Raw genomic sequence first — 12,625 nt, 5'->3', positions numbered from 1 at the left:
TTGAGGGGATTACCTATGGCGCGTGGTGGCCACAACAAAGTAAGAGACGACGAAGCATCTCGAAAATGCATCGTCACAGGAGAGGCTCAGCCGAAATCTGGGTTGATCCGCTTTGTTGTGGGGCCCGATAATCAGGTTTTCCCTGACGTTCTGGGCAAATTGCCGGGCCGTGGCATGTATGTCTCAGCGACCCGCAAGGCCTTGGATGCGGCGACCAAGGGGCAGTTTTCGCGCTCTGCAAAGCAGGCGGTGAAGGTGCCCGAGGGGCTTGTCGAAGAGGTCGAGCGTCAGCTTGCGCGTCATGCGCTGGATTTGATCGCAATGGCACGCAAAGCGGGTCGTGCGGTCTGTGGATTTGAAAAGGTAAAGGGTTGGCTTGCCGGTGGTGAGCAGGTCCGTGTCTTGGTTCAGGCCTCTGATGGGTCCGAACGCGGCAAGACGAAATTATGGACGCCCGAAGGTGCCCGCTATTTCGGTTGTTTTACAGCCGAAGAATTGGGTTTGGCTTTTGGGCGGCAAAGTGTGATACATGGCGCGCTTGCGACTGGCGGACTCAGCAATCGTGTTGTAGACGAAGCCACAAAGTTACGTGGATTGCGCGAAGTGGACGGTGGCGATGCGGCCTCCGGGAAGGATATAGAAGCTAAATGAGCGATAACGACGGTAAAAAAACACTCGGTCTCGGTGGTTCGCGTCCAAGCAACGTGAAGCAAAGTTTTAGCCATGGGCGGACCAAGAACGTTGTGGTGGAAACCAAACGTAAACGCGTTATGGTTCCAAAGCCGGGCGCGGCAAAGCCAACTGGCGGTTCCGGCCCAATTGGTGGTGACCCTTCAAAGCGTCCTGCTGGCATCTCGGATGTTGAACTCGAACGCCGGATGAAGGCGTTGGCGCTGGCGAAAGCACGCGAAGCCGAAGAGCAAGCGAAGCGCGAAGCCGAGGAAAAGGCACGCGCCGCCGAGCGTGAAGCACGCCGCGCAGAGATTGAAGCAAAAGAAGCCGAAGATCGCGCCCGCGAAGAGCGCGCGAAAGCGAAAGCCGAAGAAGAAGAGCGTAAACGCGCAGAAGCTGCCAAGGCAAAACAAAAAGCCGCCGCTGCGGCAGCCGCAGCACCAGCAGCGGCAGAAGAACCGCGCGCAGCAGCGACAGCTGCGCGTCCATCTTCTGCGTCGCGCAAGGCAGAGCGTGAACCACGTGAAAAGGCCAATAAATCCAAGCCGGGCCGTGGTGATGACGGTCGTCGTTCCGGTAAACTGACGCTGAACGACGCGATGGCAGGCCGTGAAGGTGGCCGTCAGCGTTCAATGGCTGCGATGAAACGCAAGCAGGACCGTGCCCGTGCCAAGGCAATGGGTGGTTCGGTTGAGCGTGAGAAGGTCTTCCGCGAAGTTGCTTTGCCAGAAGCGATCACCGTTTCTGAGCTTGCAAACCGGATGACAGAGCGTGTCGCAGATGTGGTCAAAGCCCTGATGACAAACGGCATCATGGCGACGCAAAACCAAACAATCGACGCTGATACTGCGGAACTGATCATCGAAGAATTCGGTCACACTGTTGTCCGCGTTTCTGACGCTGACGTTGAAGATGTGATTACAAAGGTCGAAGATGATCCAAAAGATCTGAAATCACGTCCGCCGATCATCACGATCATGGGCCACGTTGACCATGGTAAGACTTCTTTGCTGGATGCGATCCGCAACGCCAAAGTTGTTGCTGGCGAAGCAGGCGGGATCACGCAGCACATCGGTGCCTATCAGGTGAAAACCGATAGCGGATCTGTGCTGTCCTTCTTGGATACACCTGGCCACGCGGCGTTCACGTCGATGCGTTCACGCGGTGCGCAAGTTACTGATATTGTTGTGCTTGTGGTTGCTGCGGATGACGCGGTGATGCCACAAACCGTTGAGGCGATTAACCACGCCAAAGCGGCAAAGGTACCGATGATTGTTGCGATCAACAAGATCGACAAACCAGAAGCCAACGCTGACAAAGTGCGCACTGATCTTTTGCAGCACGAAGTGATCGTTGAAAAGCTGTCCGGTGACGTTCAAGACGTCGAAGTTTCTGCGACAACAGGCCAGGGTCTGGATGATTTGCTCGAGGCGATTGCGCTGCAAGCTGAGATTCTAGAACTGAAAGCGAACCCTGATCGCGCTGCTGAAGGTGCGGTGATCGAGGCCCAGCTTGACGTTGGCCGTGGTCCAGTTGCAACCGTTCTGGTTCAACATGGTACGCTGCGTCAGGGTGATATCTTTGTTGTGGGTGAGCAGCACGGTAAGGTCCGCGCGCTGATCAACGACAAAGGCGAGCGCGTCAAAGAAGCTGGCCCATCCGTGCCGGTTGAGGTGCTTGGTCTGAACGGTACGCCAGAAGCAGGCGATGTGCTGAACGTTGTTGAAACAGACGCTCAGGCCCGTGAAATCGCGGAATACCGTGAAAAACTGGCCAAAGAGAAACGTGCCGCTGCCGGTGCTGCTACAACGCTTGAACAATTGATGGCGAATGCAAAAGCAGACGAAAACGTTAGCGAATTGCCAATTGTTGTTAAGGCTGACGTTCAAGGTTCTGCCGAGGCGATCGTCCAAGCGATGGAAAAAATCGGCAACGAAGAAGTCCGCGTTCGCGTGCTTCACTCTGGTGTTGGTGCGATCACAGAAACCGATATTGGTCTGGCTGAGGCGTCAGGCGCGCCGGTTCTTGGCTTTAACGTGCGTGCAAACGCCTCTGCCCGGAACACAGCGAACCAAAAAGGTATCGAAATTCGCTATTACTCGGTCATCTATGACTTGGTTGATGATGTTAAGAAGGCGGCGTCTGGCCTGCTCTCTGCTGAAATTCGCGAGAACTTCATCGGTTACGCATCGATCAAAGAGGTCTTTAAGGTCTCGAATGTTGGTAAGGTTGCCGGTTGTATCGTCACCGAAGGTGTTGCGCGTCGTTCCGCAGGTGTACGCCTGCTGCGTGACAACGTCGTGATCCACGAAGGTACGCTGAAAACGCTGAAACGTTTCAAAGACGAAGTTGCCGAAGTTCAGTCTGGTCAAGAATGCGGTATGGCGTTTGAGAACTACGACGATATTCGCCCAGATGACGTGATCGAGATTTTCGAACGCGAAGAAGTCGAACGCGAGCTATAAGAAAAAAGGGCGGTCCAATGGGCCCCAGCCCTTTGCAGTAAATGGTGCAGAAAATTCGGAAAAAACTATGGTTGGCCAGATTTTGGCCAACCTTTCCCTCGATAGCCACCACATGTGGTATTTTCCGAGGGAGGATTCGTGCTCGCACCCGCGATTATTTCTCCGCCAGCGTCCCAACGCAGGCTGCCGTTCCCGAAGCACGGGATCGACGTAAACTTCTGCCGGAATCCGCAACGCGATCTGTTCGCGGAACCTCCCGACCCCTTCAAGAGACAAGGCCGTCCGAAGGGAAATGTCAAACCGAACTTCCCGCGAGGAAAGGTCATCGGCTCTGGCGATGAAAAGACCTTCACCTGCGGCGCATGCGGACAGTCTTCCATCATCAAGAATAACAGCGTCGTTGTCGATGAGTATCGTCGGCTTCGCAGGCGGTTTCAGGAAGAGCGTCCGCGCGATTGCTGCCCTGGGAAAACCTGCGAGAACCGAGACAAACCCCTATCGCAGCATCCAGACCTATATCGAAAGTCTGGCCGCACGGCCAAGGGCGCGCAACGATGGAAATGCAAGGCCTGCCTGACATCCTTTTCGCTCGGATCTCGGATCAGGCGGCAGCATCGCAGCAATGCGAACCGGGACGTGCTCTGGATGATCATGAATGGGATGCCGATCTCGAAGATCAGTGACTTCACCGGTCTCTGCCCGCGCGACGTGTATCGCAAGATCGACTTCATCTATGATCGCGTCGTGGATCACACGGCGCGCCGCGAGGGGTCCTTCCAGAGTGTGAACTGGGAAAAGGTGGGGCGGCGCTTCGCGACGGACTCCCAGACGTTGCACCTCAACTGGCCGAACAAAAAGACCCGGGCCCAGATCGCCGTTCAGCATCTCTGCACGGCACACGCCAACACCGGATACATAATGGCAGCGCATCTCGGGCTCGATCCCGCTATCGACCTGCCGGATATCGAGGCTGCAATGACGGCCGCAGGCCACTTTGGGCTGCCACGAGCGTTCCGGAGACAGGCGCGGGTCTGGTCGGAAACCGAGTTCAAGACCTATCTCGACAAGATCACTCAAGGCGCCCAGATCCACCCGTCCGAGGCGCCTGACGTAGACGTGGATCTCCAACTCCCTCACCGCGGCTCGCTTCTGCGGCAAGACGTGATGCAGCTGGCTCACGCCTTCCTCCTCGGCCATTTCCTTGGCAAAGGCGATGAGCGGTTCGTCTTCGTCCTGGACGCCGACTCCGGGCTGGCACTGTCCTTTGTCGCCGCCTTTGCGAAGCGCATCAAGGAAGCTTCCGCGGATGTCATCGTCGTCCAGTTCGATAAACATCAGTCCAATGACCAGAGAAACATGCTCGTTGGCGACGGAAAGGCTTCCTTGGAACTTGCGAATGGAAACGCCCGATCGCAATGGCCCTCACTGAAGTTGCGCGACCAACTCGAACTGACGGATATCGCTATCGAGGGGATGTTGCAGGATCATCTTCTCGGCGCGCCATTCGCTTGGCCTTTCCACACCAAAAGCGAACCCCACAGGCGCATCCGGATTCTCACCGACCGAGTTGATATGGAGCCAGATCGGCGTGCAAGATTGATGCGTCTCGCAACGCTGCGCAGCGTCGATGCCTACTTCCACAAAGTGCGGTCCAACATCCGTTTTGCTGCCCGACCGGCGCATACACCCAGCGGCAACGGACGGGCCTGGGACAGGCACTACCTCTACAACCCTGAAACGATGGTGAAGGTGGTCGAGATCTACCGCTTCGCCCACAACTGGATGGGTTCATCCAAGTCCAAGGAGACACCTGCAATGAAGCTCGGGCTCGCCCGCGGGAAGATGCGGGCGAGTGAGTTTTTCGGGTAGATCTGGATCAGATCAGGTCGGCCGTGTGCGGCCAGATCACTGGGAACACACATTTTGTAAGGCGGCTGCGCCCCGATGCGTAAAGGAACGCATCGCAGTGCTTCTCGGGGACCAGCTGCTCAATGGTCTCGAGCGTCTTCGATATCATCTGCTCGCGCAGAATGCCGGCAGCCTCCGGAAAGGTCTCCTGGAATTCCGGTTGAATGGTGTCGTGATCGACCTCGTTGTGGCCCGGATTTTCTTGGGCCAAGCGGGCAATGACCTTCTTGGCCACAGTTTCGAAGGGGTCTGACATCTTCTCTCCTTGTCGTTGTCGTCGTCGGAGAGGACATCGGTCCAGCAACGCGAAACCGGAAACAAAAAAGTGCCGCCAGTGAGGACTGGCGGCACTTGCATCATTTACTGCAAAGGGCTGGCAATGGGCCGCCCTTTTTGCATGTACTTAGGATTTTTTATAGCCAATCACGCAAGATCGGGATCAGGGGAACATCCGCGGCTGGCATTGGGTAGTCGCGCAATTCATTTGGACGTACCCATTTCAAGGTTTGCCCTTCGCGCGCTTGCGGTGTGCCTTCCCACTTGCGGCAGGCAAATAGTGGCATGAGCAGGTGGAAATTCTCGTAGGAATGGCTCGCGAATGTGAGCGGCGCCAGACACGATGCCCAGGTATCAATCCCCAGTTCCTCGTGTAGCTCACGGATCAAAGCCGCCTCTGGCGTTTCACCTTGCTCGATTTTTCCGCCCGGAAATTCCCAAAGCCCGGCCATAGATTTGCCCTCGGGGCGCTGTGCAAGCAACACACGCCCGTCAGGATCAATCAGCGCAACTGCGGATACCAGAACCGTCTTCACGATCTGTAATCCGCGTTGATGTCGATGTAACCGTGGGTCAGATCACAGGTCCAAACAGTCGATTGACCGTCGCCAAGCCCAAGATCAACGGCAATCGTCAGCTCTTGGTTTTTCATGTAGGTGCTGCCTGCCTCTTCGGTGTAATCTGGAGAAACCCAACCGTTTTCAGCCACCGTGATATCGCCAAACTTGATTGTTAGACGATCTCTGTCAGCTTTTGCGCCTGATTTACCAACAGCCATGACAACGCGACCCCAGTTCGCGTCTTCGCCAGCTACGGCCGTTTTGACCAAAGGTGAATTCGCGATAGCCATCGCAACCTTGCGCGCGTCGACCGCATCTGCGGCCCCGGTTACATCAACGGTTACAAATTTTGTCGCGCCTTCGCCGTCACGCACGACCTGATGCGCAAGATCGAGCATCAGATCATGCATTGCGTCCGCAAATTCAGCGTTATTGGTCACATCGACGCCAGATGCACCCGTCGCCGCCGCAATTAGACTATCCGAGGTGGAAGTATCGCTATCAACGGTGATGCAGTTGAACGTTTTGTCGTTCTGCTTGCTGATGATGGCCTGCAGATCAGCTTGGCTAATCTGGGCATCCGTAAAGATATAGACCAGCATCGTGGCCATATCCGGGGCAATCATCCCCGAACCTTTCGCAATGCCTGCGATTTTAACTGGCTTTCCGTCAATCGTGACCGTCGCGCTGCATCCTTTGGGAAAGGTGTCAGTTGTCATAATCGCTTTTGCAGCTTCTTCGATCTCGCCGGGGCTTTGATTTGCAATCAGATCATTAATCTTGGCGACAATCCGATCGTGTGGAAGCCGTTCACCGATAACCCCAGTTGACGATGTAAAGACGCGGTTTGCGTCGATATTCATCGCCTTGGCCACAGCGGTGCAAATTGCCGACACGCTATTGTCGCCATGACTGCCAGTGAAGGCATTGGAATTACCAGAGTTGACGATAATCGCGGCGGCGCCATCAGGCTTGCTGCCCAACTTTGCCTGACAATCAAGCACGTTTGCCGAGCGCGTTGCGGATCGCGTAAAGACCCCGGCAATCGCGGTTCCGGGTGTAAGACACGCCAGCATTACGTCAGTGCGGCCTGCATAGCGCACGCCCGCAGCGGCAGAAGCAAATGTGACACCTGCGATTTCCGGAAGTTCCGGAAACCGTTCAGGCGCAAGTGGTGAAACAGCCATGTGTTTAGTCCAGCAAATCGAAGCGGCTGATGATCGTGGGATCAAATGCATCCGCCTCTGGTTTTACAACGTCCTGGCCCTCTGCCAGTTCTTCCAGATAGGCGGTAATTGCTGCCTCTTGCAATTCCCCAGTGATCTGTGGGGTCATTTCTTCGAGCGTCGGAAGCGCCTGAACGCGTTGCTCAAGCAATGTTGCGACATGCCAACCGAACTGTGTTTCAAATGGTTCGGTAACGCCACCGATTTCAAGCGCAGCAACGGCTTCTTCGAATTCGGGCACCATTGCGCCGGGACCAAACCAACCCAAGTCACCGCCATTTGGGCCTGTTGGGCCTGTCGAAACATCACGCGCAACGTCAGCAAACGCTTCGCCTTCGTCGATCCGCGCTTTGGCTGCTGTTGCTTCTTCTTGTGTTTCCGTCAGCAAATGCGCTGCGTGAAATTCAGGGACATCCTCGGCATCGGCAAAGCGTTCGTTATACGCCGCCTCGATCATTTCTGGCGTCACAGAGGTTTCCGCAATACCGGTGATAACTTCGCCTGCCAAAAGCGTGCGTTCCTGGTTCTTTAGGGCGTAAGTCACCCGCGCTGGGGCTTCTTCGGCTGCATCAGCAAGAAGCTGTTGCTGGATCAACTGGTCGATCAAACCTTCGAAAAGCATCTCGTCCGGCAGCGTTGCGTATTGCTGTGGCAGTTCTGTACGGGCGATCAATAGCTCTCCCAATGTGATCTGCGTATCTCCGACGCTGGCGATCACAGTATCAATCGTTACGTCCTCTTGGGCAAAGCCCGCGCTGGCCAAAGTAAATGTCAGTGCAGATGCACCCAAAAATGTAACATGTTTCAGCATAAAATGATCCCTTAATGACCCACGCTGGTGCGCGGCGTTGACACTGCATATCCGGCCCCTTACATCCCTAAGATGCCTCGACGGGGCTGGTCTCGGCCCTTTGTATGTGGCCTATCACGGGCCGACAAGCGACCTCGTCTCAAATTGATGTCAGACAGGCGCAGTTGCGCCGCCGGAGAGAACATGCTGGGTATCGGAACGATTGCCAAAAAGGTGTTTGGCACACCGAACGACCGCAAAGTCAAAGCTATCCGCCCCCTGATCGCTAAGATCAATGCGCTAGAGCCTGAATTTGAAAAACTGTCCGATGAGGACATCAAAGCAAAGACCGAAAGCCTTGCAAAGCGGGCCATGGGAGGTGAAAGCCTAGATGCGCTATTGCCCGAGGCATTCGCCAACTGTCGCGAGGCTGCCAAGCGCGCATTAGGGTTGCGGGCGTTCGATACGCAGCTGATGGGCGGGATTTTCCTGCATCAAGGTAACATTTCCGAGATGAAGACCGGCGAAGGTAAGACGCTGGTTGCGACGTTCCCGGCCTATCTGAATGCTCTGACGGGCAAAGGTGTGCACATTGTTACGGTCAATGATTACCTGGCCAGCCGCGACGCCGAATGGATGAGCCGCGTCTACGGTGCCCTTGGGTTGACCACAGGTGTCGTTGTGCCCAACCAATCCGAGGCCGACAAGAAAGCAGCCTATGCCTGCGACGTGACCTATTCGACAAACAACGAATTGGGTTTTGATTATCTGCGCGACAACATGAAATCCGAGCTGGATCAGATGTCGCAGCGCGAACACAACTTTGCGATTGTGGATGAGGTCGACAGCATCTTGATCGACGAAGCGCGGACGCCGCTGATTATTTCAGGCCCGGCTGAGGATCGTAGCGATCTGTACGAAACCATCAACAAACTGATCCCAGAAATTCAAGACGAGCATTTTGTCTTGGATGAAAAGACAAAGCAGGCCACCTTTACGGACGAAGGCAATGACTTTCTTGAAACGCGTCTCGCTGAACTTGGTCTGATCCCCGAGGGTCAGACGCTGTATGATCCAGAAAGCTCGACGTTGGTGCACCACGTTAACCAAGCTTTGAAAGCGCACAAACTGTTCGTCAAAGATGACAACTACATCGTGCGTAACGATCAAGTGGTTCTGATCGACGAATTTACCGGACGTATGATGGATGGTCGTCGATTGTCCGATGGGCTTCACCAAGCTATCGAAGCCAAAGAAGGCGTCGCGATCAAACCCGAGAATGTGACGCTTGCGTCTGTGACGTTCCAGAACTACTTCCGTCTTTATAACAAGCTGGGCGGTATGACCGGTACAGCGACAACCGAAGCCGAAGAATTCATGGAAATCTACGGGCTGGGTGTTGTCGAGGTCCCAACCAATCGGCCGATCGCGCGTGTTGATGAACACGACCAAGTTTACCGCACCGCCAAAGAGAAATTTGAAGGTGTCGTCAAAGAAATCAAAGAGGCGCACCAAACGGGTCAGCCAATCTTGGTTGGGACGACGTCTATCGAAAAATCTGAATATCTCGCGCAGTTGCTCCAGAACGAAGGCATCACGTTCAACGTGCTAAACGCCCGTCAGCACGAAAAAGAAGCCGAGATCGTTGCAGATGCAGGCAAACTGAACGCTGTGACAATTGCGACGAACATGGCTGGTCGCGGTACAGACATTAAACTGGGCGGCAACGTCGAATTTAAGATTATGGAAGCAATCGCTGCTAATCCCGATGGCGACCAATCCGAAATTCGCGCAAAGATCGAGGCCGAGCATGACGCCGCAGAGCAAGCTGTGAAAGACGCTGGCGGTCTCTTTGTGCTTGCTACGGAACGCCACGAAAGCCGTCGGATCGACAACCAGCTGCGCGGCCGCTCTGGTCGTCAAGGTGATCCGGGACGTTCTGTGTTCTTTCTTTCGCTCGAAGATGATTTGATGCGGATTTTCGGCTCTGAACGGTTGGACAAGGTATTGTCTGGTTTGGGTATGAAAGAAGGCGAAGCCATCGTTCACCCATGGGTCAACAAGTCACTGGAACGTGCGCAGGCAAAGGTCGAAGCACGCAACTTTGACACGCGTAAACAGTTGCTGAAATACGACGACGTAATGAATGAGCAGCGTAAAGTGATTTTCTCACAGCGCCGCGACATCATGGAAGCGAACGATCTTTCTGAAATCGTCAAAGATATGCGTGATCAAGTGATCGACGACTTGGTGACTGACTATATCCCACCCAAAAGCTATGCAGATCAATGGGATACCGAAGGTCTGACCGCTGCGGTTAAGGATCAATTGGGGCTCGAGCTGCCGGTTGCTGAATGGGCCGCCGAAGAAGGTGTCGATGACGGTGACATCATCGAACGGCTCGAGGAAGCCTCGGATAAATTCATGACCGAAAAGGCGGACGCCTTTGGTCCTGAAACGATGCGCCGTGTCGAAAAACAGCTGCTCTTGCAAACGATCGACGGCAAGTGGCGCGAGCATCTTCTGACGTTGAACCACCTGCGGTCGGTTGTTGGTTTCCGTGGCTACGCACAGCGTGACCCACTGAACGAATACAAAACAGAAGGGTTCCAATTGTTCGAAAGCCTGCTTGATGGGTTACGTGCGGATGTGACCAAACAATTGGCGCGTATTCGTCCGCTCACCAAAGAAGAGCAAGAAGCGATGGTGGCGCAGGCGCTGCAACAGCAGCAGGCGGCGGCGCAACGTGCGGCTGGTGGCCCCAAGATCACCGGATTTAACGAATCCGATCCATCGACTTGGGGAAACCCATCGCGCAATGATGATTGCCCCTGTGGGTCTGGCAAAAAGTTCAAACACTGCCACGGCCGACTTGCTTGAATTATCGCTTAATCACTTTGCCTTGTACTGCTATCGTCAAGGCAAAGTGAGTTAACGCGGATTCCTACATGTTGCGAATGAGCACGATAAAGACCGTCCTGGCGACATTTGCTGTCGCTTTGGGATTGGGATTTCTTGTGCAATTCGATTCTGCCTCAAATCAAGACACAGATGCCCGAACAACAACAGTGCCGCGCGCCGTGACGGTCGTTACGGGCACCCGTGCACAGTCAATTTTTGGTGTTTCAACAAACCCTCATGAACTGGCAGAGCATGAAACGGGTGTCTATGTCTTGGCGCATATCGCAGATCAATACACCGAAGAAATCGCACCACAAATGGCGACCATCATCTCGACACCGGTCATTGATGATCCCTGCCGGGTTGCCATGCAGGTTGCCCCTGCACCCGCTGCAATTGTCACCGCCGAGATATCCGCCCCCTGCCATCGCCGTACCGAGTTTGTTATCGCTCAAGATGAAGTGCGCTTTAGCGGGCGGACCGATCGCGATGGTTATGCGCGCGTGAGCATTCCCGTTCTAACGGCTGATGCCGATATTGCGGTTCTATTCGACAATATGGAACAAGCGCGCGCGACTGCGAATTTGGGCGATGCAGCGCAATACGACCGCACGATCTTGCAATGGCGCGGGGATGTGAACCTACAGTTGCATGCGCTCGAAGATGACGCGGAGTTTGGCGAGACAGGTCACATCTGGTCGGGATCTGTGCATACCGCGAATTTTGCGGTCCTTGGACAGCATGGTTTCATGGCGCGCTATGGCCTCGCGAACGCTGAAACGCCTTTTCAGGCCGAAGTTTATACCTATCCCTCTCGGATCGTGCGCGCTGACATGCAGGTTAAAATGCCGGTTGGTGTGATGGTCACAGAGAAGAATTGCGGTCGTGAACTAGCTGTCGAATTAATTCATGTGATCGCGGGGCAGATGTCCCAACCCGAAGTGATGTCAATCACTGCACCAGATTGCGCCCGCGCGGGGCAATATATTGTGATGGATGACGCGCTTGCCGGATATGTGAGTGAGGTTCGTTAATCGTCGGTAAGCAGGCCTTCGGCGCGAAAACTAACCTCGCAGGATTTTCCTATAATCAGATGGTCGTGCACAGTAATTCCCAGCGCAGAGGCGGCGCGATTGATTTTGTTGGTCATCTCAATGTCTGCGTTTGACGGGGTCGGATCGCCCGAGGGGTGATTGTGGACAAGGATCAGCGCAGCGGCGTTAAGTTCCAATGCGCGTTTTACCACCTCGCGCGGGTAGACGGGTACGTGATCAACCGTGCCTTTGGCCTGTTCTTCATCCGCGATCACTGTGTTTTTGGTGTCGAGGAACAGAATACGAAACTGTTCCGTATCACGATGTGCCATTGTCGTGTGGCAGTAATTTAAGAGGGCGTCCCAGCTCGATACCACATGACGTTTGATCACCTTGGCACGTGCAAGACGATGTGCGGCTGCTTCTACGATCTTGATTTCCAGCGCAACGGCATCACCAACACCTTTGACCTTTTGTAGCTGACTGATGGGCGCAGAAAGCACCCGATTAAAGTCGCCAAATACTTTGATAAGTTCATGCGCGAGCGGTTTGACGTCTTGCCTAGGGATTGCGCGAAATAGGATAAGCTCTAGCAGCTCATAGTCGGGAACCGCCGTCGCCCCGCCAGTCAGAAACCGGTCGCGCAATCGTTTGCGGTGATCGCGCATATAAGACGGCGTGCGACCCGTTGGCAGTGGGCGTACATCGACGACTTCATCAACATCAGTGAAAAGAGAGCGAGATTCGGCAAAATGGGACATACCTCAATCTTTGCCAAAACCCGTTAATGATG

Annotated in this window: 10 protein-coding genes; 5 read left to right on the top strand and 5 right to left on the bottom strand. The window is 54.7% G+C overall.

All coding sequences use genetic code 11. The features are described 5' to 3' along the window. The first annotated feature begins 15 nt into the window (after positions 1–15). The 3 genes from TW80_RS11445 to TW80_RS11435 all read left to right on the top strand — a co-directional run bounded on the left by TW80_RS11445 (position 16) and on the right by TW80_RS11435 (position 5,006). The gene (locus TW80_RS11445) at positions 16–651 is read left to right on the top strand and encodes an RNA-binding protein (protein WP_045997515.1); all 636 of its coding nucleotides are present in this window, start codon (positions 16–18) and stop codon (positions 649–651) included. Beyond that, positions 648–3,137 carry a translation initiation factor IF-2 gene (gene infB / locus TW80_RS11440; RefSeq protein ID WP_045997514.1) on the top strand — a complete coding sequence of 830 codons (2,490 nt, stop codon included), beginning with the start codon at positions 648–650 and terminating at the stop codon, positions 3,135–3,137. The genes TW80_RS11445 and infB overlap by 4 nt, the downstream gene beginning before the upstream one ends. 138 nt (positions 3,138–3,275) lie before the next feature. Then, the gene (locus TW80_RS11435) at positions 3,276–5,006 is read left to right on the top strand and encodes a hypothetical protein (RefSeq protein WP_157033252.1); all 1,731 of its coding nucleotides are present in this window, start codon (positions 3,276–3,278) and stop codon (positions 5,004–5,006) included. A 7-nt stretch (positions 5,007–5,013) separates the two neighbouring features. Here the strand turns inward: TW80_RS11435 and TW80_RS11430 are convergent, their stop codons facing one another. The 4 genes from TW80_RS11430 to TW80_RS11415 form a co-directional block, all read right to left on the bottom strand. Next, positions 5,014–5,301, bottom strand: a complete 288-nt coding sequence (locus TW80_RS11430) for a hypothetical protein (RefSeq protein WP_045997512.1) — start codon at positions 5,299–5,301, stop codon at positions 5,014–5,016. 157 nt (positions 5,302–5,458) lie between these two features. Further along, the gene (gene mutT, locus TW80_RS11425; protein WP_045997511.1) at positions 5,459–5,857 is read right to left on the bottom strand and encodes an 8-oxo-dGTP diphosphatase MutT; all 399 of its coding nucleotides are present in this window, start codon (positions 5,855–5,857) and stop codon (positions 5,459–5,461) included. Beyond that, positions 5,854–7,068, bottom strand: a complete 1,215-nt coding sequence (argJ, locus tag TW80_RS11420) for a bifunctional glutamate N-acetyltransferase/amino-acid acetyltransferase ArgJ (RefSeq protein WP_045997510.1) — start codon at positions 7,066–7,068, stop codon at positions 5,854–5,856. The genes mutT and argJ overlap by 4 nt, the downstream gene beginning before the upstream one ends. A gap of 4 nt (positions 7,069–7,072) precedes the next feature. Next, complete coding sequence (locus TW80_RS11415) at positions 7,073–7,918, bottom strand: peptidylprolyl isomerase (protein ID WP_045997509.1); 846 nt, start codon at positions 7,916–7,918, stop codon at positions 7,073–7,075. Positions 7,919–8,101: 183 nt separating this feature from the next. Between TW80_RS11415 and secA the strand changes: the two genes are divergently transcribed. Together secA and TW80_RS17680 are read left to right on the top strand one after the other, a co-directional pair. Further along, a complete protein-coding gene (gene secA, locus TW80_RS11410) occupies positions 8,102–10,777 on the top strand; it encodes a preprotein translocase subunit SecA (RefSeq protein ID WP_045997508.1) in 2,676 nt (891 codons plus the stop codon). A 68-nt stretch (positions 10,778–10,845) separates the two neighbouring features. Continuing rightward, a complete protein-coding gene (locus TW80_RS17680) occupies positions 10,846–11,832 on the top strand; it encodes a hypothetical protein (protein ID WP_204218494.1) in 987 nt (328 codons plus the stop codon). Here the strand turns inward: TW80_RS17680 and radC are convergent. Continuing rightward, positions 11,829–12,593 carry a RadC family protein gene (gene radC / locus TW80_RS11400; RefSeq protein WP_045997507.1) on the bottom strand — a complete coding sequence of 255 codons (765 nt, stop codon included), beginning with the start codon at positions 12,591–12,593 and terminating at the stop codon, positions 11,829–11,831. The two genes, TW80_RS17680 and radC, sit on opposite strands and share 4 nt — an antisense overlap. Positions 12,594–12,625: the final 32 nt, after the last annotated feature.

Origin of the sequence: Loktanella sp. S4079, from assembly GCF_000967725.1 — a bacterium.
Taxonomy (GTDB): domain Bacteria; phylum Pseudomonadota; class Alphaproteobacteria; order Rhodobacterales; family Rhodobacteraceae; genus Yoonia.
Note: the sequence above shows the minus strand (reverse complement) of the source record. Positions and strands in the feature narration are given on the sequence as shown.

Excerpts from the sequence above, each read along its gene's own strand:
- TW80_RS11445 (WP_045997515.1), top strand. The coding sequence starts at position 16 with ATGGCGCGTGGTGGCCACAACAAAGTAAGAGACGACGAAGCATCTCGA.
- infB (WP_045997514.1), top strand. The coding sequence starts at position 648 with ATGAGCGATAACGACGGTAAAAAAACACTCGGTCTCGGTGGTTCGCGT.
- TW80_RS11430 (WP_045997512.1), bottom strand. The coding sequence starts at position 5,301 with ATGTCAGACCCCTTCGAAACTGTGGCCAAGAAGGTCATTGCCCGCTTG.
- argJ (WP_045997510.1), bottom strand. The coding sequence starts at position 7,068 with ATGGCTGTTTCACCACTTGCGCCTGAACGGTTTCCGGAACTTCCGGAA.
- TW80_RS11415 (WP_045997509.1), bottom strand. The coding sequence starts at position 7,918 with ATGCTGAAACATGTTACATTTTTGGGTGCATCTGCACTGACATTTACT.
- secA (WP_045997508.1), top strand. The coding sequence starts at position 8,102 with ATGCTGGGTATCGGAACGATTGCCAAAAAGGTGTTTGGCACACCGAAC.
- TW80_RS17680 (WP_204218494.1), top strand. The coding sequence starts at position 10,846 with ATGTTGCGAATGAGCACGATAAAGACCGTCCTGGCGACATTTGCTGTC.
- radC (WP_045997507.1), bottom strand. The coding sequence starts at position 12,593 with ATGTCCCATTTTGCCGAATCTCGCTCTCTTTTCACTGATGTTGATGAA.